The 21,977-nt window shown below is 41.3% G+C and carries 17 protein-coding genes and 3 pseudogenes; 17 read left to right on the top strand and 3 right to left on the bottom strand.

Going from position 1 to position 21,977, the window contains the following annotated elements; genetic code table 11:
- Window positions 1-55: 55 nt before the first annotated feature.
- The gene (gene purB / locus OVN23_RS07625) at window positions 56-1,351 is read left to right on the top strand and encodes an adenylosuccinate lyase (protein WP_012972422.1); all 1,296 of its coding nucleotides are present in this window, start codon (window positions 56-58) and stop codon (window positions 1,349-1,351) included.
- 257 nt (window positions 1,352-1,608) lie between these two features.
- Here the strand turns inward: purB and OVN23_RS07620 are convergent, their stop codons facing one another.
- A complete protein-coding gene (locus OVN23_RS07620; protein WP_173277324.1) occupies window positions 1,609-2,325 on the bottom strand; it encodes a GntR family transcriptional regulator in 717 nt (238 codons plus the stop codon).
- Between the two features lie 347 nt (window positions 2,326-2,672).
- Here OVN23_RS07620 and OVN23_RS07615 point away from each other — a divergent pair, with 347 nt between their 5' ends.
- The 9 genes and pseudogenes from OVN23_RS07615 to OVN23_RS10420 form a co-directional block, all read left to right on the top strand.
- Window positions 2,673-4,460, top strand: coding sequence for a glycoside hydrolase family 35 protein (locus OVN23_RS07615; RefSeq protein WP_267240920.1), 1,788 nt, complete (start codon window positions 2,673-2,675; stop codon window positions 4,458-4,460).
- Window positions 4,457-4,933, top strand: coding sequence for a PTS sugar transporter subunit IIB (locus OVN23_RS07610; protein ID WP_049496992.1), 477 nt, complete (start codon window positions 4,457-4,459; stop codon window positions 4,931-4,933). Before OVN23_RS07615 ends, OVN23_RS07610 begins: the two co-directional genes overlap by 4 nt.
- Window positions 4,934-4,959: 26 nt before the next feature.
- Complete coding sequence (locus tag OVN23_RS07605; protein WP_050235418.1) at window positions 4,960-5,865, top strand: PTS mannose/fructose/sorbose/N-acetylgalactosamine transporter subunit IIC; 906 nt, start codon at window positions 4,960-4,962, stop codon at window positions 5,863-5,865.
- Window positions 5,852-6,676: a PTS system mannose/fructose/sorbose family transporter subunit IID gene (locus OVN23_RS07600; protein WP_173249690.1), complete on the top strand. Its 825-nt coding sequence runs from the start codon at window positions 5,852-5,854 to the stop codon at window positions 6,674-6,676. Before OVN23_RS07605 ends, OVN23_RS07600 begins: the two co-directional genes overlap by 14 nt.
- 5 nt (window positions 6,677-6,681) lie before the next feature.
- Window positions 6,682-7,086, top strand: coding sequence for a PTS sugar transporter subunit IIA (locus tag OVN23_RS07595; RefSeq protein ID WP_000240985.1), 405 nt, complete (start codon window positions 6,682-6,684; stop codon window positions 7,084-7,086).
- Window positions 7,087-7,172: 86 nt separating this feature from the next.
- Window positions 7,173-8,339 carry an SIS domain-containing protein gene (locus tag OVN23_RS07590; protein ID WP_173253463.1) on the top strand — a complete coding sequence of 389 codons (1,167 nt, stop codon included), beginning with the start codon at window positions 7,173-7,175 and terminating at the stop codon, window positions 8,337-8,339.
- A 116-nt stretch (window positions 8,340-8,455) separates the two neighbouring features.
- On the top strand, window positions 8,456-9,493 hold the full coding sequence (locus OVN23_RS07585; RefSeq protein WP_267240919.1) for an aldose epimerase family protein: 1,038 nt from the start codon (window positions 8,456-8,458) through the stop codon (window positions 9,491-9,493).
- Between the two features lie 134 nt (window positions 9,494-9,627).
- Window positions 9,628-10,815 carry a CAP domain-containing protein gene (locus tag OVN23_RS07580; protein WP_267240918.1) on the top strand — a complete coding sequence of 396 codons (1,188 nt, stop codon included), beginning with the start codon at window positions 9,628-9,630 and terminating at the stop codon, window positions 10,813-10,815.
- Window positions 10,816-13,415: 2,600 nt separating this feature from the next.
- Window positions 13,416-14,018, top strand: a pseudogene (locus OVN23_RS10420) (hypothetical protein); the annotation flags it as partial.
- A gap of 378 nt (window positions 14,019-14,396) precedes the next feature.
- Here the strand turns inward: OVN23_RS10420 and OVN23_RS07570 are convergent.
- Both OVN23_RS07570 and OVN23_RS07565 read right to left on the bottom strand, forming a co-directional pair.
- Entirely contained in the window at window positions 14,397-15,080 is a 684-nt protein-coding gene (locus OVN23_RS07570) for a DUF4956 domain-containing protein (RefSeq protein ID WP_173219955.1), read from the bottom strand.
- Window positions 15,073-15,396 (bottom strand): annotated as a pseudogene (locus OVN23_RS07565) (VTC domain-containing protein); the annotation flags it as partial. The pseudogene OVN23_RS07565 and the gene OVN23_RS07570, both read right to left, overlap by 8 nt.
- Window position 15,397: 1 nt before the next feature.
- On the opposite strand from OVN23_RS07565, the pseudogene OVN23_RS10415 reads away from it, so the two are divergent.
- The 7 genes and pseudogenes from OVN23_RS10415 to OVN23_RS07535 all read left to right on the top strand — a co-directional run.
- A pseudogene (locus OVN23_RS10415) lies at window positions 15,398-15,478 on the top strand (conjugal transfer protein TraX); the annotation flags it as partial.
- A gap of 514 nt (window positions 15,479-15,992) precedes the next feature.
- A complete protein-coding gene (locus OVN23_RS07560) occupies window positions 15,993-16,757 on the top strand; it encodes a nucleoside phosphorylase (RefSeq protein WP_267240916.1) in 765 nt (254 codons plus the stop codon).
- 484 nt (window positions 16,758-17,241) lie between these two features.
- Window positions 17,242-18,621, top strand: coding sequence for a TrkH family potassium uptake protein (locus OVN23_RS07555; RefSeq protein ID WP_267240915.1), 1,380 nt, complete (start codon window positions 17,242-17,244; stop codon window positions 18,619-18,621).
- 13 nt (window positions 18,622-18,634) lie between these two features.
- Window positions 18,635-19,300 (top strand): potassium channel family protein, encoded by a 666-nt coding sequence (locus OVN23_RS07550; RefSeq protein WP_050226157.1) that lies wholly within the window; start codon window positions 18,635-18,637, stop codon window positions 19,298-19,300.
- 133 nt (window positions 19,301-19,433) lie between these two features.
- A complete protein-coding gene (locus tag OVN23_RS07545; protein WP_267240914.1) occupies window positions 19,434-19,649 on the top strand; it encodes a hypothetical protein in 216 nt (71 codons plus the stop codon).
- 52 nt (window positions 19,650-19,701) lie between these two features.
- Window positions 19,702-20,718, top strand: a complete 1,017-nt coding sequence (locus OVN23_RS07540; RefSeq protein WP_173219967.1) for a glycosyltransferase family 2 protein — start codon at window positions 19,702-19,704, stop codon at window positions 20,716-20,718.
- A gap of 115 nt (window positions 20,719-20,833) precedes the next feature.
- On the top strand, window positions 20,834-21,977 hold a 1,144-nt coding region (locus OVN23_RS07535; RefSeq protein WP_267240913.1), incomplete at its 3' end, for a PavB family fibronectin-binding SSURE repeat adhesin.

The following is a 21,977-nucleotide window of genomic DNA, read 5'->3' as shown; positions in this document are numbered from 1 at the left end:
TAATGCAAAGTTTCCTGAGCCTCATAGATAAAAAAGATTTTTAAGGAGAAACAACATGATCAACCGTTACTCTCGCCCGGAGATGGCGAACATTTGGAGTGAAGAAAATAAATACCGTGCTTGGCTTGAGGTAGAAATCCTCGCTGATGAGGCATGGGCTGAGTTGGGGGAAATCCCTAAGGAAGATGTAGCTTTGATTCGTGAAAAGGCGGACTTTGACATCGACCGTATTTTGGAGATTGAGCAAGAGACTCGCCACGATGTGGTTGCCTTCACACGTGCGGTTTCTGAGACTCTTGGTGAAGAGCGCAAGTGGGTTCACTATGGTTTGACTTCTACCGACGTGGTGGATACGGCCTACGGTTACCTCTACAAGCAGGCCAACGATATCATCCGTCGTGACCTTGAAAACTTTACCAACATCATCGCTGACAAGGCTAAGGAACACAAGTTCACCATCATGATGGGTCGTACCCACGGTGTGCACGCTGAGCCTACAACCTTTGGTCTTAAATTGGCGACTTGGTATAGCGAAATGAAGCGCAATATCGAGCGTTTCGAGCATGCGGCTGCTGGTGTGGAAGCTGGTAAGATTTCTGGTGCGGTTGGGAACTTTGCTAATATCCCACCATTTGTAGAGCAATATGTCTGCGACAAATTGGGTATTCGTGCCCAAGAAATCTCTACACAGGTGCTTCCTCGTGACCTTCACGCTGAGTACTTTGCGGTTCTTGCCAGCATCGCAACTTCTATCGAACGTATGGCGACTGAGATTCGTGGTTTGCAAAAATCTGAACAACGCGAAGTAGAAGAATTCTTTGCCAAAGGTCAAAAAGGTTCATCTGCTATGCCTCACAAACGCAACCCTATCGGTTCTGAAAATATGACAGGTCTTGCGCGTGTTATCCGTGGTCATATGATTACAGCCTATGAAAACGTTGCTCTCTGGCACGAACGAGACATTTCCCACTCATCAGCTGAACGCATCATCACACCAGATACAACTATCTTGATTGACTACATGCTCAACCGCTTTGGAAATATTGTCAAGAACTTGACGGTCTTCCCAGAAAATATGATCCGCAATATGAACTCGACATTTGGTTTGATTTTCAGCCAACGTGCTATGTTGACCTTGATTGAAAAAGGGATGACCCGTGAGCAAGCCTATGACTTGGTACAACCAAAAACAGCCTACTCTTGGGACAACCAAGTAGACTTCAAACCACTGCTAGAAGCAGATCCAGAGGTGACATCACGCCTCACACAAGAAGAAATCGACGAGATCTTCAACCCTCTTTACTACACTAAACGAGTGGATGATATTTTTGAACGTCTTGGATTAGGATAATTAGAAAAAATCGAATTTCTATTACTCCATTTATAGGAGTAGCAGAACTTCGATTTTTCTTTTTTATTAAAGTGCTTTAGAAAAAAATAACCAATATTTTATAATATGTTGAATATAGAATAGTATACTGTGACTTCTAAAATATTACTAGAAATTGATTTGAATTTCCTAATCGATTTGTCCATATTCTATTTCAATCTACTATGTTATATAATAAGCATAGAAAAAGCCCAAGCGATTAGGCTCAGGCTTTCTTCTTAGTGATCACGGTCACATGAGATGAATTTAATCTTGTAATAATCAGATCGTTTGTAAGTTTCACTGTATCCTAAAACTTGACCAGTTGATTCGAGTTTGGTGATTTTAGTTTGTAGGACAGTAGGGAATTGTTCATCGACTCCGAGGACTGAAGCCGCATGTTCTGGAGTTGGAAAGACTATTTCGTTGATTTCTTCAAAGTGTTCATCATTCATGTGAATGTGGTAGTCTAACTTGAAACGGTTATAGATAGAACTATAGTATTCAAGGTTTGGATAATTTGCGTTGATATATTGTTCTGGGATGTAGGATGTATGGTAGATATAAACGACACCGTTTGATTCGCGGACACGTTCAATCTTGTAGTAGAATTGATCGCCGCGTAGACCCAATTTTTCCAAGTAAGCGAGTTTGTTTCCGCGTTCAATTGAAAGAACAGTTACCTTATCATCTTTAGCATTAAAGAGTTCAATATCTGAAAACTCTACAAGCTTGTGTTTGCGTGCGCGTGAAACGAATGTCCCCTTTCCTTGTTGGCGGACAATATAGCCATCTTTAGCAAGGTCGTTTAAGGCGCGGACAACTGTGATAGAACTGACATCGTACATTGAAATGAGCTCTGCTTCAGTGTAAAATTTATCTCCGCTGCTAAATTGCCCAGAGATGATTTTATTTTTTAATTCGTCTTTTATGTATTGATATTTGGGAATTGCCATATTTTTACCTCTATTTTCCTTCTCCATAGAAAATTTTACCATAAAAGCGAAAAAAATAGTAGTCTTTTGAATAAAAAATTAGAATAATAGTTTGAAAAATTAAGCTACATAAGCATTGCTCATATTTTATAAATGTATTTTATGCAAAATTATTTTAGGTTCTCTATTCCGAATTGAAAGAGCGTTTGAAATGGGTCTAAAAATGTTTGAAACTAATTGAACGTGTGTATAATAGTAAAATCGCAGTAAATATTCCGACAATTTCTATTGACAATTCAAACAGATTGGTTTATAATTACTATAACAACAAATGAAAGCGCAAACTTTCACGGTCAGAAGGTAGTTTTATGACACGATTTGAGATACGAGATGATTTTTATCTCGATGGAAAATCATTTAAGATTTTATCTGGCGCCATTCATTATTTTAGGGTTCCTCCAGAAGATTGGTATCATTCGCTCTATAACTTGAAGGCTCTTGGTTTTAATACAGTAGAGACTTATGTGGCTTGGAATTTACACGAGTCTCGTGAGGGTGAGTTTCACTTTGAAGGAGCTCTGGATTTGGAGCGATTTCTCCAAACGGCACAAGATTTGGGTCTTTACGCTATCGTTCGTCCCTCTCCCTTCATCTGTGCGGAGTGGGAATTCGGTGGCTTACCAGCTTGGCTTTTAACCAAAGATATGAGGCTTCGTTCCTCAGACTCAGCCTATATTGAAGCTGTCGGTCGCTACTATGACCAGCTCTTGTCACGATTGGTTCCACATTTGTTGGACAATGGTGGCAATATCCTCATGATGCAGGTTGAAAATGAGTATGGTTCTTATGGAGAAGATAAGGCTTATCTGAGAGCAATTCGACAGTTGATGGAAGAGCGTGGCGTAACCTGTCCTCTCTTTACATCAGATGGTCCATGGAGAGCTACTCTGAAAGCTGGAACCTTAATCGAAGATGACCTCTTTGTAACAGGCAACTTTGGTTCTAAAGCTCCGTACAACTTTTCACAGATGCAGGAATTCTTTGATGAACATGGCAAGAAATGGCCGCTCATGTGTATGGAGTTCTGGGATGGCTGGTTCAATCGTTGGAAAGAACCGATTATCACACGGGATCCTAAGGAATTGGCAGATGCAGTTCGAGAGGTTTTGGAACAAGGCTCCATCAATCTTTACATGTTCCACGGTGGTACAAACTTTGGCTTCATGAATGGTTGCTCGGCTCGAGGAACCTTGGATTTGCCACAAGTTACATCTTATGATTACGATGCCCTTCTGGATGAAGAAGGAAATCCAACTGCCAAATATCTGGCGGTCAAGAAGATGATGGCAACACATTTTCCAGAGTATCCGCAGTTGGAACCCCTCTACAAAGAGAGTATGGAGTTGGATGCTATTCCACTAGTTGAAAAAGTTTCCTTGTTTGAAACCTTGGATAGCTTATCTAGTCCTGTAGAAAGCCTCTATCCTAAAAAGATGGAGGAGTTGGGACAAAGCTATGGCTATCTACTCTATCGAACAGAAACAAACTGGGATGCAGAAGAAGAAAGACTTCGTATCATTGATGGTCGAGATAGGGCTCAGCTTTATGTCGATGGTCAGTGGGTTAAAACCCAATATCAGACAGAGATTGGGGAAGATATTTTTTATCAAGGCGAAAAGAAAGCGTTATCTAGGATTGACATATTGATAGAAAATATGGGGCGTGTCAACTATGGACATAAGTTCTTAGCAGATACGCAACGTAAGGGAATTCGGACAGGGGTTTGTAAGGATTTGCACTTCTTACTAAACTGGAAACACTATCCACTTCCACTAGATAATCCTGATAAAATTGATTTTTCAAAAGGATGGACTCAAGGACAACCAGCCTTTTACGCTTATGACTTTACAGTCCAAGAGCCAAAAGATGCTTACCTAGACTTGTCTGAGTTTGGTAAGGGAGTTGCCTTTGTCAATGGGCAGAATCTAGGACGTTTTTGGAACGTTGGCCCAACTCTCTCGCTTTATATCCCTCATAGCTATCTCAAGGAAGGTGCCAACCGCATCATCATCTTTGAAACAGAGGGCCAATATAAAGAAGAGATTCATTTAACTCGTAAACCTACACTAAAACACATAAAGGGGGAAAACTTATGACAATTGTAGGATGCCGTATCGATGGACGTTTGATCCACGGACAAGTAGCCAATCTTTGGGCTGGAAAACTAAATGTTTCACGCATTATGGTTGTAGACGACGAAGTTGTCAACAACGACGTTGAAAAGAGTGGTTTGAAACTTGCGACACCACCAGGTGTGAAATTGAGTATTTTGCCAATTGAAAAAGCGGCAGCCAATATTCTTGCTGGTAAGTACGATAGCCAACGTCTCTTTATCGTGGCTCGTAAACCAGACCGCTTCCTTGGCTTGGTCGAAGCAGGTGTACCACTTGAAACCCTCAATGTTGGGAATATGTCTCAAACACCAGAAACTCGCGCCATCACACGTTCTATCAACGTAGTGGACAAGGATGTGGAAGACTTCCGCAAACTAGCAGAAAAAGGTGTTAAACTTACTGCTCAAATGGTTCCAAATGATCCAATTTCAGACTTTTTGAGCTTATTAAAATAGGAAAAAATTTTTAGGAGGTCATTGTTATGATACAATGGTGGCAAATTTTACTTCTCACTTTGTACTCAGCTTATCAAATCTGTGATGAGTTGACGATTGTTTCATCTGCAGGTTCCCCTGTATTTGCTGGTTTCATTACTGGTTTAATCATGGGAGATGTGACTACTGGTTTGCTTATCGGTGGTAACTTGCAACTGTTCGTTCTTGGGGTTGGTACCTTCGGTGGTGCTTCTCGTATCGACGCAACTTCTGGTGCGGTTCTTGCGACAGCCTTCTCTGTTTCACAGGGAATTGATGCACCGCTTGCAATTACTACAATCGCTGTACCAGTAGCAGCTCTCTTGACTTACTTCGACGTTCTTGGACGTATGACTACTACCTTCTTCGCTCACCGTGTGGATGCTGCAATCGAACGCTTTGACTATAAAGGTATTGAACGCAACTACCTACTTGGTGCGATTCCTTGGGCTCTATCTCGTGCCCTTCCAGTCTTCTTTGCGCTTGCTTTTGGTGGTGCCTTTGTACAACATGTAGTAGACTTAGTGACAGAATACCAATGGATTGCAGATGGTTTGACACTCGCAGGACGTATGCTTCCAGGTCTTGGATTTGCAATCTTGCTTCGTTACCTTCCAGTTAAACGTAACCTTCACTACCTTGCTATGGGATTTGGTTTGACAGCTATGTTGACTGTTCTTTACTCATATGTAACAGGTCTTGGTGGCGCTGTTGCTGGTATCGTAGGTACTCTTCCTGCTGAAGTTGCTGAAAAGATTGGTTTCGTGAACAACTTCAAAGGTTTGTCTATGATTGGTATTTCTATCGTAGGTATTTTCCTTGCAGTGCTTCACTTCAAAAATAGCCAAAAAGTAGCTGTAGCAGCACCTTCTACACCATCAGAAAGTGGGGAAATCGAAGATGACGAATTCTAATTACAAACTTACAAAAGAAGATTTTAATCAAATCAACAAACGTAGCTTGTTTACTTTCCAATTGGGTTGGAACTACGAACGTATGCAAGCTTCTGGTTACCTGTACATGATCTTGCCTCAGTTGCGTAAAATGTATGGGGATGGAACTCCTGAATTGAAAGAAATGATGAAAGTTCATACTCAATTCTTCAATACTTCACCATTCTTCCATACCATTATCGCTGGTTTTGACCTTGCCATGGAAGAAAAAGATGGTGTGGGTTCAAAAGACGCCGTTAACGGTATCAAGACAGGTTTGATGGGACCATTCGCTCCTCTTGGGGATACAATCTTTGGTTCACTTGTACCTGCTATCATGGGGTCAGTCGCAGCAACTATGGCTATCGCTGGCCAACCTTGGGGTATCTTCCTTTGGATTGCAGTTGCAGTTGCTTATGACATCTTCCGTTGGAAACAGTTGGAATTTGCTTACAAAGAAGGGGTTAACCTTATCAATAACATGCAAAGTACCTTGACAGCTTTGATTGACGCTGCATCTGTACTTGGTGTCTTCATGATGGGTGCTCTTGTAGCAACAATGATCAACTTTGAAATTTCTTACAAGTTGCCAATCGGTGAAAAGATGATTGATTTCCAAGACATCTTGAACCAAATCTTCCCACGTTTGCTTCCAGCAATCTTTACTGCCTTTATCTTCTGGTTGCTTGGTAAGAAAGGTATGACTTCTACTAAAGCTATCGGTATCATTATCGCTCTTGCAGTAGGTCTTTCTGCCCTTGGTCACTTTGCATTTGGAATGGGACCTAAATAAGTTTTATGGTAAAATCATTAATTTTGGTCAGCCATGGTCGCTTCTGTGAGGAGCTTAAAGGCAGTACAGAAATGATTATGGGCCCACAAGATAACATTCATGCAGTGGCTCTTCTTCCAGAAGATGGGCCAGAAGAATTTACTGCAAAATTTGAAGCTGCTATTGAAGGTTTGGATGATTTCCTAGTCTTTGCGGATCTTCTCGGTGGAACACCATGTAACGTGGTCAGCCGTTTGATTATGGAAGGTCGTGACATCGAACTTTACGCAGGGATGAATCTTCCAATGGTGATTGAATTTATCAATGCGAGCCTTACAGGCGCAGATGCGGACTATAAGAACCGTGCTGCAGAAAGCATTGTGAAAGTCAATGATTTATTAGCGGGCTTCGATGATGATGAAGATGAATAAGATGTGACTTAGAGCATTTTATATAGAATATACATGGGAATGGGGCTTACTCCCATTCCCATATTTGATAGAAAAAGAGGAACTCAATGCTACATTATACAAAAGAAGACTTGGTCGAATTGGGTGCAGAAATCACTACACGTGAAATCTACCAACAGCCTGATGTATGGAAAGAAACTTTTGAATCTTATCAAGCAAAACGTGAAGAAATTGCAGCCTTCCTACAAGGGATTGCTGATAAACATGACTATATCAAGGTTATCTTGACAGGTGCTGGGACTTCTGCTTATGTGGGAGATACCTTGGTACCATACTTTAAGGAAGTCTATGACGAACGCAAATGGAATTTCAATGCTATTGCGACAACAGATATCGTTGCCAATCCAGAAACTTATTTGAAAAAAGATGTGGCAACTGTACTTGTATCCTTTGCTCGTAGTGGGAACTCGCCTGAAAGTGTGGCGACTGTTGATTTGGCCAAGGCCTTGGTAGATGAGCTTTATCAAGTGACGATTACTTGTGCAGCGGACGGTAAGTTGGCTCTTCAAGCTCATGGAGATGACCGCAATCTCTTGCTGTTGCAACCAGCTGCCTCTAATGACGCTGGATTTGCTATGACTTCTAGCTTTACGTCTATGATGTTAACAGCTCTCTTGGTCTTTGATCCTACAGAATTTGCTGTTAAGTCTGAACGTTTTGAAGTTGTATCTAGTCTTGCCCGTAAAATTCTAGACAATGCAGAAGATGTCAAAGAACTTGTTGACCTAGACTTTAACCGTGTCATCTATCTAGGTGCTGGTCCTTTCTTTGGACTTGCTCATGAAGCTCAGCTCAAGATTTTGGAATTGACAGCTGGCCAAGTGGCGACCATGTATGAAAGCCCAGTCGGCTTCCGTCACGGTCCAAAATCTCTTATCAACGAAGATACAGTTGTTTTAGTCTTTGGTACAACGACAGACTATACTCGTAAGTACGACTTGGACTTGGTTCGTGAAGTTGCTAGTGACCAGATTGCTCGTCGTGTTGTGCTTTTGAGTGATCAAACCTTTGGCCTTGAAAATGTCAAAGAAGTGGCCCTTGGTTGTGGCGGTGTCTTGAATGATATTTACCGTGTCTTCCCTTACATCGTTTATGCCCAACTCTTTGCCCTATTGACTTCACTCAAGGTAGAAAATAAACCTGATACACCGTCTCCTACAGGTACCGTAAACCGTGTGGTACAAGGTGTTATCATCCACGAATATCAAAAGTAAGACAGTATTTATGAATTCTTGATAAAGGAGTTTGTAAATCATACAAGTAAACCATAGATTGTCAGTAGGCTTTCTATGGTTTGTTTGCTTGGGAGAAATAGTAAAAGGAGAAGAGAATGAAAGCATACACAGAGCGTGTATTTGGAAATCATGAGGGCAAGGATGTATTGGCCTATCGATTTGAAACTGACAGTGGCTACCAACTTGAGGTTATGACTTATGGTGCGACCATCTTGCGTTATGTCACACCTGACAAGGCTGGAAATTTTGCCAATGTTATCTTGGGATTTGATGACTTTGATAGCTATGTAGGTAATAGTCCCAAGCATGGAGCTAGCGTAGGTCCTGTGGCGGGCCGTATTGCAGGTGCGACATTTGAGCTCAATGGCAAGACTTATGACCTTGAAGTCAACAATGCTAGCAACTGTAACCACAGTGGTTCAACTGGTTGGGATTCGAGCTTGTTTGAACTAGTCGAAGTGAGCGACCATGGCTTGACCCTCTACACAGAGCGTACAGATGGGACAGGAGGATTTCCTGGAAATCTCAAGATTTGGATCAGTTACCACTTGGAAGAAACTGGTGCCTACGAAATCAGCTACAAGGTAACGACCGATCAGGATACGCTGGTCAATCCGACCAACCACAGCTACTTCAACTTGTCTGGTGATTTCACGCAGACCATTGACCGCCATGTCTTCCAACTAAACACAGAGGGCATTTACCCAATTGCTCCCGACGGTGTTCCTGCAAAAACTCCAGATGCTACTCGTGATGTGGTCAAACACATCTACAATGGTGCCTTGTTGAAAGACATCTTTGCAGAAGAAGATGAGCAAATCCAACTGGTATCTGGTTTGGATCATCCATTTGCCCTTCCTGCAGGCCATGACAATGCTGGTTTTCTTTATGAGCAAAACTCAGGTCGCTTCCTGCTCTTCAAGACAGAGGCTCCTTGCTTTGTAGTCTACACAGCAAATTTTGTGGATGAGAGTGTCATCATAGGAGGTCAGCCAATGGTACAGCACAATGGGATTGCCCTTGAAGCGCAAGCTTTACCAGATGCCATTCACAGTAACCTCAAAGACCAAGTCATCCTTAAAGCTGGTCAAACCTTCACAAGTAAGACACGTTATGAACTTGTTGTGAAATAAAAGAATCATTGCGCCTACTTTTGGGATTTAGGAATAGGTAAGCAAAGACAAATAGTAGGAAAATATGATATAATTAAACGTTGAAAGGTATCTGTTAAGATAATATTCAAACTACAATAAGGAGTAAGAAAGAAATGAAGAAAATTGTATTTGCTAGCGCCTTGGCCTTGACCTTGGCAGGAGCAGTTTTGACAAATGATGTTTTTGCCAACGACAGACTGGTTGCAACACAATCTGCTGATGGTAATGTATTGACCTCAGAGGTGCTAAAACCTTCTAGTGGCAATGTTTTGGTTGGAATCAAGGGAGAATTTTTGCCTCCTCATCAACAATCTATTTTAGATGCTATCAATAAAATTCGTAAAGAAGCAGCCGACGAAGGTTTGGTAGATAAGTATGTTCCTGTCAAATGGTCAGTTGACCATGAGAAAACGGCTTTTGTACGCGCTGCTGAGGTATCTGTTGCGCTGAAGGCTGAACGTCTTTCCAGTAAAAACAACTGGACTGCCTTTCCATCTGGTAATAGCCTAAGTGGAGAAGCTTTAGATTTGAATCCTGATGGATTTCTAAAAGCAATTGAAAACTGGCATGCTGAAAAGGCGCAATATGTGGCGAAAAAGAAAGATAAAACATCAAAAGAATTTTCATCTTATTATGAGAACTTGATTAACCCTAAATTTACCCATGTGGGTCTTGCTGCTTTTAAAAATGCAGCTAGTCCTCAGAAAGCAGCAACGGTTGCTTTGGCTCTAGGAACTACGACTTCTTCAGAGGAATTGGCTGGTGGATATGGTTCTGCTGTTCAGTACACAGAAGTGACTGCCTCAAACCTTTCAACAATTAAAAGTAAAGCTATAGTTGTAGAAACACCGCTGAAAGATTTCAGAAAATCTACGTCTGATCAGTCTGGCTGGGTGCAGTCTAATGGCAAGTGGTATTTTTATGAGTCTGGTGATGTGAAGACAGGCTGGTTGAAAACAGGTGGTCAATGGTACTACTTGAATGACCTAGGTGTCATGCAGACTGGATTTGTAGAAGTTGATGGATCGGTGTATTATCTAAGTAACTCAGGCGCTATGTTTACAGGCTGGGGAACAGATGGTAGCAGATGGTTCTACTTTGATGGCTCAGGAGCTATGAAAACAGGTTGGTACAAGGAAAATGGTACCTGGTATTACCTTGATGAAGAAGGGATCATGAAGACGGGTTGGTTTAAAGTAGGTCAACACTGGTACTATGCCTACGGTTCTGGAGCTTTGGCAGTGAGCACAACAACACCAGATGGTTACCGTGTAAATGGTAATGGTGAATGGGTAAGCTAGGATGAACATGCTGACTGAGAGGTAAGTTATCCGTCTCACTAGCAACAAGAATGAACGATAAGAAAGAGGTTGATGGCGAACATTGACCTCTTTTTTGGAGTGTCTCGAGTCAGTTGCTACTTACTGAAAATAAGAACGAGTCATCATCCATCGCAAATATGCAAGACTATTCCTAATTCAGAAATCAACCTTTTGATATATGGTAATGTGAGTTTTATCTGCAATCGAAAAGCAAATACACACCTTGTTTTGAAGTCAAGTGAGTATAAAAGAGAAACTCTAAGGGAGAGAATGTAAAGAAATACAAAAGTTTTCAAAACGATTTTCATAAAAACTTTGACAAAACAAATAAAATCCCGAACAAAAATGTAACACAAATGTAATATAAAACACTTGACAAGTATTTACGGGGGGGGTATACTTAATATAGTATAGTCTGAAAATGATTATCAGAAAAGAGGTAAATTTAGATGAATAAGAAAAAAATGATTTTAACAAGTCTAGCCAGTGTCGCTATCTTAGGGGCTGGTTTTGTTGCGTCTCCGCCAGTAACTGTGAAAGCGGAGGTGGCATCTACAGCATCTGCTTCATCTACCGTAGAACAGGCAAAGAGCAAGGTTGCTGAGGCAGAAAAAAAGGTGGCCGAAGCTCAGAAAAATTACGATGAAGCTCAGAAAAAAGCCGAAGAAAAGGCAAGTGCTGTTAAAATATTAGATGAAGAACTGCAAAAAGCTAATGAAGCGGTGCAAAGAGCTTATGTAGGCGAAAGAAAAGCACAAGAAGAAAAAAATAAACATCCAAATAGTCCTGAATATATTAAAAAATTAGATGAAGCAACGAAAAAGGTGAAGGAAGAAGTAGAAAAACAGACAGCTAAGCAAACAGAATATACACAAAAAATGTATGAGTCTATTCCTGATGTCGACTCTCTGTTGGCAAAATTAAACACCGAAAAAGCCACCCTCGAAACTGCTAAGCGACAACTTGAGGTGACTGAAAAGGCTGAGAAAGAAGCCGAAGCAGCTGCTCAAAAAGAATTCTTATCTAATTTTGATAAAGCTTTAGAAACTACAGTTAAAGAATTAGAAGAAGATTTAAACAATGCAAAAAATGATCCAGAATTAGAAAAACAAATTCAAGGGTTTATTGATGAATTAAAAAAACGAGCTGCAGATAAGAAGGCTGATTATGAAAAACGCTTCAAAGAAGGTCTAACTGCAGAAGCCGCTGAAAAAGAAATAGAAGAAAAAGCTAAAGAAGAGGAAGTTGCAGAAGAAAAAGAAGCTAAGGAAGAAGCAGCTGCCCAAAAAGAATTTTTAGCCAATTACGATAAAGCTAAAGAAGCTACAGTTAAAGAATTACAAGAATATTTAGACAATGCAAAAGGAAAAGGAGATTCAGAATTAGCAAAACAAATTCAAGGGTTTATCGATGAATTTAAAAAACGAGCTGAAGCTCAGAAGGCTAAGTATGAAGAAGGCTTCAAAGCAGGTAGTTTAACTGCAGAAGACGCTGAAAAAGAAATAGAGGAAAAAGCTAAAGAAGAGGAAGCTGCAGAGGAAAAAGAAGCTAAGGAAGAAGCAGCAGCTCAAAAAGAATTCTTATCTAATTTTGATAAAGCTGCAGAAGCTACAGTTAAAGAATTAAAAGAATATTTAGAGAATGCAAAAGGAGATCCAGAATTAGAAAACCAAATTCAAGGGTTTATTGATGAATTTAAAAAACGAACTGAAGCTCAGAAGGCTGACTATGAAAAACGCTTCAAAGAAGGTCTAACTGCAGAAGATGCTGAAGAAGAAATAGAATCAAAAGCTAAAGAAGAGGAAGTTGCAGAAGAAAAAGAAGCTAAGGAAGAAGAAGCTGCTCAACAAGAATTTTTAGCTAATTTTGACAAGGCATTAAAGGATACGGTTTCAAAATTAGAAGAAGATGCAAAAAATAATCCTGAAATAGAAGAACAAATTCAAGATACGATTGCAAAATTAAAAGCAGAAGCAGATAAAACAAAAGCTAAAATCGTAGAAGGTTTCAAACAAGGCTTAACTGCAGAAGACGCTGAAAAAGCAATCGATGATGCAAATAAAAAGTCAGCAGAAGAAGAGAAAGCAGCTCAGGAAGAATTTTTAGCAAACTATGATGCAGCATTGAAAGCAGCAATCGCAGAATTAGAAAAAGCTGAAACTAATAGTCCAGAAGAAGCAAAAGCAAAAGCTGATACAATTGCAGCATTAAAAGCAGCATCAGATGAAACAAGAAAACAAATTGTAGAAGGCTTCAAAAAAGGCTTAACTGCAAAACAAGCTGAAAAATTTATCGATGAATTAAATAAGAAAGCTGCAGAAGAAGATAAAGCTAAAGAAAAACCAGCGGAAAAACCGGCAGAGAAACCAGCAGAAAAACCAGCGGAAAAACCGGCAGAAAAACCAGCAGAAAAACCGGCGGAGAAACCAGCGGAAAAACCAGCGGAAAAACCGGCAGAAAAACCGGCAGAGAAACCAGCAGAAAAACCGGCGGAAAAACCAGCAGAAAAACCAGCTGAAGAGCCATCTCAACCAGCTCCAGAAACTCCAGCCCCAGCTCCAAAACCAGCTGGAGACACTCCAGCACAACCTTCTGTTCCTGCAAGACCATCTAATCCGACATATGTCCCTTCATACCCTTCATATGTTCCATCATACAGCTCATATTCTGTAGTAGAACCAGCTAAACCAGCCGCTCCAAAAACAGGTTGGAAACAAGAAAACGGTATGTGGTACTTCTACAATACTGATGGTTCAACGGCGACAGGATGGCTACAAGACAACGGTTCATGGTACTACCTAAACGCTAATGGTGCTATGGTAACAGGTTGGCTACAAAACAATGGCTCATGGTACTACCTCAACAGCAATGGCGCTATGGCGACAGGATGGCTCCAATACAATGGTTCATGGTACTACCTAAACGCTAACGGCGCTATGGCAACAGGTTGGGCTAAAGTCAACGGCTCATGGTACTACCTAAACGCTAATGGTTCAATGGCAACAGGTTGGCTTAAAGATGGAGGTACTTGGTACTATCTTGAAGCATCAGGTGCTATGAAAGCAAGCCAATGGTTCAAAGTATCAGACGAATGGTACTATGTCAATGGCTCAGGTGCCCTTGCAGTCAACACAACTGTAGATGGCTATAGAGTCAATGCTAATGGTGAATGGGTAAACTAATATTCAATGAAAATCAAAGAGCAAACTAGGAAGCCAGCCGCAGGCTGCTCAAAACACCGTTTTGAGGTTGCAGATAGAACTGACGAAGTCAGTCACATCTATACGGCAAGGTGAAGCTGACGTGGTTTGAAGAGATTTTCGAAGAGTATAAGCCTAATATAACTAGTTAATACTGACTTCCTGTAAGAACTCTTTAAAGTATTCCCTACAAATACCATATCCTTTCAGTAGATAATATACTCTTGTAGGAAGTTTAGATTAAAAAATAACTCTGTAATCTCTAGCTGGATTTATGGCGCTAGAGACTACGGAGTTTTTTTTGATTGGTAAAGAATGGTGGTACTCAAGAGACTCTTAGTTTGCTATTTGATTTGAAAATTACAAATTCTTTCTCTTCTTGGCATTCTTGGTCAGGGAAACCTGGTAAGTATCCTGTTTTTTAGTGAGGTAATTGATGATTTGGAAATCGTTAGTTTGAGCCTTGAAATCAACTTCATAGACAGTGGTGACTTGTTCTCCATCATTGCTAATATCAATCGAGATGAGGTCTAACTCAGTACAGAATTGTGCCAGTCCAGATTGGATAGTTTGGAGTTGCTTTTCTTGGTTGGCGATTGTGATGGTTAATAGTCTGCGGCGTTGGTGATTGCTCTTGCTTTGTTGCTTTTCTAAAAGAAGCCATACTGCTAAGATAAAGACGGTGAAGAGAACAGCTAAGGCTAGGTAGCCTGTCCCTGCTGCCAGCCCGATAATCATGGCAAGGAAGATTGCAATTAGTTCCCGTGAGCCACTGGTGGCTGAACGGAAACGAATGAGGCTAAAGGTTCCTGCAACAGCGATAGAGGTTCCTAAGCTGCCATTTACCAGAAAGATGACCAAGGTCATCAAGCAGGGGAGTAGGGTCAAACTAACCGCAAATTCCCGTGTATAGAGAGTACGGTGTTTGTAAGCCCAGGTCAGCGCCAAACCTAAAATCAGGCTGACCAAGAGAGCCAGAAAGAGCTGGATAGGATTGGCAGTAGCAGTTGTGTCGTTGAAAATAGAATTAAAAAGATTAGACATAAGTAGTACCTACACTTTCTGTGCTTGGTCGTGGGCTATAGTCCAGCCCCTGAGACTTGTGGTAGGCGCAGCTGTATTTTGAAAATTTCTGCTCTACCAGTCCATATTGGTCGAGAATATCTTGTAGCCATTGGGGTTTTCTACCAGGTGCTTTAATTTCCATGATGACAATGTCCTCGTTTAGTAGAGGGAAACCGTCCTTTCCTGAGAATAAACTGACGTTCTCATCACGATAGGTTAGATTTTGGTCAATGGTGATACGAATTTTATTGTAGGGAAATCCGCTAATTTCTTTCTTTTCCTTGAGAGAAAAACGGAGTGGAGATAAAAACTTCTTCTATATTTTTTACCCAACCCACATTTACCTACTCTATATCTTAGCAAGTCTGCTTCATTGATCAATTTTAAATCATCTTGTAACTGGGATGTTTTTGATGCAAGAAGTACTAGTGTAGGAGAGAGTTTTTGTGGATGACTAGATGATGTCAATGATTTTTTCTATTTATTTTCAGTCAAAGATGATACAATAGTAAGGTCGCAAACACTAGACTGCGCAGGCAGGAGGTGATCTTATGTGCGTTTTCATCGAACTTGTCTTGCTACCTATTCTTGCTGGTACACTAGCGAATGTCTTATCGGAGTGGCTTATCCGATTTGTAGCAAGCAAATGCGACAAGAAAAAGAAATAGCCTGAGCGCCTTGAGCAAGCGCAAAAAAACACCACTGGCGGCAACCGGTGGTGTTTCTTATGTGCTTATTTCATCGAACTTTTAAGCAAGTCCATTGTACCATTAAAAAGAGTCTCTGTCAAAAATATTGTTATTGTATTGTTTCTCTCCCCAGTTCATCAGCTTCCTCCTTGACACTCGGTCAGTTTTTGATACAATAGTACAAAATTAGAGGAGGCAGGCTATGATTCAGAAACATGCAATTCCCATTTTAGAGTTTGATGACAATCCCCAAGCGGTCCTTATGCCAACGCATGAGGGGTTAGACTTAAAGTTGCCAAAGAAGTGTGTCTATGCTTTCTTAGGTGAGGAGATTGACCGTTATGCGAGGGAAGTAGGAGCGGACTGTGTCGGTGAATTCATTTCTGCCACCAAGACCTATCCAGTCTATGTCGTGAACTACAAAGGCGAGGAGATTTGTCTGGCTCAGGCTCCTGTTGGTTCAGCTCCAGCAGCCCAGTTTATGGATTGGTTGATTGGATATGGTGTGGAGCAGATTATTTCCACAGGTACCTGTGGTGTGCTAGCCGATATAGAGGAAAATGCCTTTCTAGTCCCTGTTCGCGCTCTGCGAGATGAAGGAACCAGTTATCACTATGTGGCAGCTTCTCGTTATATGGAAATTCAGCTAGAGGCTATTGCTGCTATTGAGCAAGTTTTGGAAGACAGAGAGATTCCCTATGAAGAAGTCACGACCTGGTCTACAGATGGCTTTTACCGAGAAACAGCTGAAAAGGTAGCTTATCGCAAGGAGGAAGGCTGTGCTGTTGTGGAGATGGAGTGTGCTGCGCTTGCGGCAGTAGCCCAACTGCGTGGGGTTCTCTGGGGAGAATTGTTGTTCACAGCAGATTCCCTAGCTGACTTGGACCAGTACGATAGTCGTGACTGGGGCTCGCAAGCTTTTGATAAGGCGCTAGAACTGAGTTTAGCAAGTGTTCACCTCCTTTAGTTGTGCTGACAAAAGGTCTGCTTTATCATAAAATGTCTAGCTCATACTTTGCGAAAATAGTGTTAAACGAGGTCATCTTCCTCTTTTTGAACGTATGTTGAGATTGGGAAAAATTTTTAAAATCAGAGAAAGCGCATCATATCAGGTGATGAAAACTTTGATACTATGCGTTTTTATTGTGGTAATATGAAATAAAATCTCAACAAATTGATTAGGTAAGTTACATCAATTTCTAGTAATGTTTGAGAAACTGTAGCCTACTATTTCAGATTCAAAATGGTGTGTTTCATTTTCTCCTGAAACGCATATAGAGTAGCTGGCGTTAACAGCTCCTGTCTTGCTTTTTTGACCTATAGTCACATCTATCAAATATTGTTCTTGCCTAGGCTATCAACAAAAAGGTGGCATTTTTTAGGCTTGGTGTTAGTGGATTTTGCCTTATCCTATCTAAGTCATTTCGAGCTTTTTATGGTACAATGGAAACATGTTATTCAGATTATCTAAGGAAAAAATAGAGCTAGGCTTATCTCGTTTATCGCCAGCCCGTCGTATTTTTTTGAGTTTCGCCTTGGTCATTTTACTAGGCTCTCTTCTTTTGAGCTTGCCTTTTGTACAAGTGCCTAGCTCTCGAGCGACTTATTTTGACCATCTCTTTACAACTGTATCCATGGTCTGTGTGACAGGTCTTTTTACCCAGCCTGTCGCTTCGACCTACAATATTTGGGGTCAGCTCATTTGTATGTTCTTGATTCAGATTGGTGGTCTGGGGCTCATGACCTTTATTGGGGTTTTCTATATCCAGAGCAAGCAAAAGCTTAGTCTTCGTAGCCGTGCAACTATTCAGGATAGTTTTAGTTATGGAGAGACTCGATCTTTGAGAAAGTTTGTCTATTCTATTTTTCTCACGACTTTTTTGGTTGAGGGTTTGGGAGCTCTATTCCTCAGTTTTCGTTTTGTTCCTCAACTTGGCTGGGGGCGCGGTCTCTTTAGTGCTATTTTTCTAGCTATATCTGCCTTCTGTAATGCAGGTTTTGATAATTTTGGAAGTACGAGCTTGATTGCTTTTCAGACCGATCCCTTGGTCAATCTGGTCATCGCAGGCTTGATTATCACAGGTGGTCTTGGATTTATGGTCTGGTTTGACCTTGCTACGCATATAGGGAAAAAGAAAAAAGGGCGCCTGCATTTTCACACCAAACTGGTTTTATTACTAACGGTGGGACTACTAGCTTTTGGGACGGTGAGCAGTCTCGTTCTTGAATGGAACAATGCAGGGACGATTGGCAATCTCCCTGTTGCAGATAAGGTCTTGGTCAGCTTTTTCCAAACTGTCAGCATGAGAACGGCTGGTTTTGGGACAATTGATTACAGCATGGCTCGTCCTGTTACCTTATTGATTTATATCTTGCAGATGTTTCTAGGTGGGGCTCCAGGAGGAACAGCTGGGGGACTCAAGATTACCACATTTTTTGTCCTCTTGGTTTTTGCACGAAGTGAGCTTCTAGGCTTGCCTCATGCCAATGTCGCTCGACGGACGATTGCGCCACGAACCGTTCAAAAATCCTTTAGTGTCTTTATTATCTTTTTGATGACCTTCTTGCTGGGCTTGATTTTAATAGGGATGACAGCCAAGGGAAATCCTCCCTTTATCCACCTCATATTTGAAACCATTTCTGCTCTTGGAACAGTCGGAGTGACGGCAAATTTAACTCCAGATTTAGGGAAATTAGCTCTAAGTGTGATTATGGTTCTCATGTTTATCGGACGAATTGGTCCCTTGACTCTGCTGGTCAGCCTAGCAGATTACCATCCAGAAAAGAAAGATATGATTCACTATATGAAAGCAGATATTAGTATTGGTTAAGAAAGGAAAGAGCATGTCAGATCGTACGATTGGAATTTTAGGCTTGGGAATTTTTGGAAGTAGTGTCCTAGCTGCCCTAGCCAAGCAGGATATGAATATTATCGCTATTGATGACCACGCAGAGCGCATCAATCAGTTTGAGCCAGTTTTGGCGCGTGGAGTGATTGGTGACATCACAGATGAAGAATTATTGAGATCAGCAGGGATTGATACCTGCGATACCGTTGTAGTCGCGACAGGTGAAAATCTGGAGTCGAGTGTGCTTGCGGTTATGCACTGTAAGAGTTTGGGGGTACCGACTGTTATTGCTAAGGTTAAAAGCCATACAGCTAAGAAAGTGCTAGAAAAGATTGGAGCTGACTCGGTGATTTCGCCAGAGTATGAAATGGGGCAGTCCCTAGCACAGACCATTCTTTTCCATAATAGTGTTGATGTCTTTCAGTTGGATAAAAATGTCTCTATCGTGGAGATGAAAATTCCTCAGTCTTGGGCAGGTCAAAGTTTGAGTGAATTAGATCTCCGTGGCAAATACAATCTGAATATTTTGGGTTTCCGAGAGCAGGAAAATTCCCCATTGGATGTTGAATTTGGACCAGATGACCTTTTGAAGGCAGACACCTATATTTTGGCAGTCATCAACAACCAGTATTTGGATACCCTAGCAGCATTAAATTCGTAAAAGAGGGAGCTTCCCTCTTTTTTGATGCCCAAGATGGCAAAGAGAGACAAAAGCCTTGTATTCTAGTAAAAGTTCTTCAAAGGCTGGACTTTATGGTAAAATAGAAAGAAGTGACAAGAGAGAGTAATACTCAATGAAAATCAAAGATCAAACTAGGAAACTAGCCGCAGGCTGCTCAAAACACTGTTTTGAGGTTGTAGATAGAACTGACGAAGTCAGCTCAAAACACCGTTTTGAGGTTGTGGATAGAACTGACGAAGTCAGCTCAAAACACCGTTTTGAGGTTGCAGATAGAACTGACGAAGTCAGTATCATATACCTACGGCAAGGCGACGTTGACGCGGTTTGAATTTAATTTTCGAAGAGTATAAGAAAAAATCAGTCCCCTAAAGGAGCAGATTATGAAGTTATTGTCTATCGCCATCCCTAGCTATAATGCCGCAGCCTATCTTCATTACTGTGTGGAGTCGCTAGTGATTGGTGGTGAGCAAGTTGAGATTTTGATTATCAATGACGGATCTCAGGACCAGACTCAGGAAATAGCTGAGCGTTTAGCCAGCAAGTATCCTAGCATCGTTAGAGCCATCTATCAGGAAAACAAAGGCCATGGCGGTGCGGTCAATCGCGGCTTGGCGGAGGCTTCTGGGCGCTATTTTAAAGTAGTTGACAGTGATGACTGGGTGGATCCTCGTGCCTACTTGAAAATTCTTGAAACCTTGCAGGAACTTGAGAGCAAGGGTCAAGAGGTTGACGCCTTTGTGACCAATTTTGTCTATGAAAAAGAAGGTCAGTCTCGCAAGAAGAGTATGAGTTATGAGTCAGTCTTGCCTGTCCAGCAGATTTTTGGCTGGGATCAGGTCGGAAATTTCTCAAAAGGCCAGTATATCATGATGCATTCGCTGATTTATCGGACAGATTTGTTGCGAGCGAGCCAGTTCCAACTGCCTGAACATACTTTTTATGTCGATAATCTTTTTGTCTTTACCCCCCTTCAGCAGGTCAAGACCATGTACTATCTGCCTGTCGATTTCTATCGTTATTTGATTGGGCGTGAGGACCAGTCTGTCAATGAGCAAGTGATGATTAAGCGCATTGACCAGCAACTGAAAGTCAATCGACTCTTGGTAGACCAGCTTGATTTATCCAAAGTGAGCCACCCCAAAATGCGAGAATATTTGCTGAATCATATTGAGATTACGACGGTGATTTCCAGTGCCCTGCTCAACCGAGCTGGAACAGCGGAACATCTGGCAAAAAAACGGGAGCTGTGGACCTATATTCAGCGGGAAAATCCAGAGGTTTTTCATGCTATCCGCAAGACCATGTTGAGTCGTTTGACCAAACATTCAGTCTTGCCAGCTCGCAAACTTTCCAATGTTGTCTATCAAATCACCAAATCTGTTTATGGATTTAATTGATATAAGTATTTTATAAGAGGGATTTAAGAAAAATTTTAACTTTTTCTTAGTCCTTTTTAATTTTAGGAGATTATACTAGAGTCATCAAATAAAGAAAAACTCTAAGGAGAATCCTATGAAATTCAATCCAAATCAAAGATATACTCGTTGGTCTATTCGCCGTCTTAGTGTCGGTGTTGCCTCAGTTGTTGTGGCCAGTGGCTTTTTTGTCCTAGTTGGTCAACCAAGTTCTGTACGTGCCGATGGGCTCAATCCAACCCCTGCTCAAGTCTTACCTGAAGGGGAATCGGTAACGAAAGAGGGTGACTTAGCAGAAACTCAGGGAGACACCGTTCTTGCTCAAGCGAAACCTGAGGCCGTTACTGGAAATACAAACTCACTTTCTACACCTACAGAAGGAACTGAAGTGAGCGAGGAAACAAGCCCTTCTCGTCTGGATACACTTTTTGAAAAAGGTGAAGAAGCTCAAGAAAATCCAGAGCTAACAGATGTCTTAAAAGACGCTGTAGATACAGCTGATGTGGATGGGACACAAGCAACTCCAGAAGATATTAAAAAAGCTGTCGATGAGGATGTTAAAGACAGTATCGATGTCCCAGCGGGCTACCTAGAACAAGCCAAAGCTTCCGGTCCTTTCTTGGCTGGTGTAAACAAACCGCTTAAATATGAACTTTTCGCAGGCGATGGTATGTTGACTCGTCTCTTGCTCAAAGCATCTGACAAGGCTCCATGGTCAGATAATGGTAAGGATAAAAATGAAAAAATTCCACCAGTGAAAAATTTACCTGATGGCAAGTATTACTATCAAGTATCTTTGAATGGTAACACTACAGGTAAGCAAGATCAGGATTTGTTAGATACACTTCGTACTAATGGTACAAATACCTATGAAGCTACCCTGACTGTCTATGAAGCAGCCGGTGATAAACCAAATTTGAATAAGGTTGTCAAGGAACGTAAAGTCAATATTACCTTGAACGGTCTTGTAACAAGAAGCGATGTTAACTCTGCAGTTGAAAACAACGTTAAAGACAGTATCGATGTTCCAGCAGCTTATCTTGAAAAAGCTGAAGGAAAAGGTCCTTTCACTGCCGGTGTAAATCAAGTAATTCCTTATGAATTCTTCGCTGGTGATGGTATGTTGACTCGTCTCTTGCTCAAAGCATCTGACAAGGCTCCATGGTCAGATAATGGTACAGCTAAAAATCCTGCTTTATCTCCATTAGGAGAAAATGTGAAAACAAAAGGTCAATACTTCT

Origin of the sequence: Streptococcus sp. Marseille-Q6488, assembly GCF_946902925.1 — a bacterium.
Taxonomy (GTDB): domain Bacteria; phylum Bacillota; class Bacilli; order Lactobacillales; family Streptococcaceae; genus Streptococcus.
Note: the sequence above shows the minus strand (reverse complement) of the source record. Positions and strands in the feature narration are given on the sequence as shown.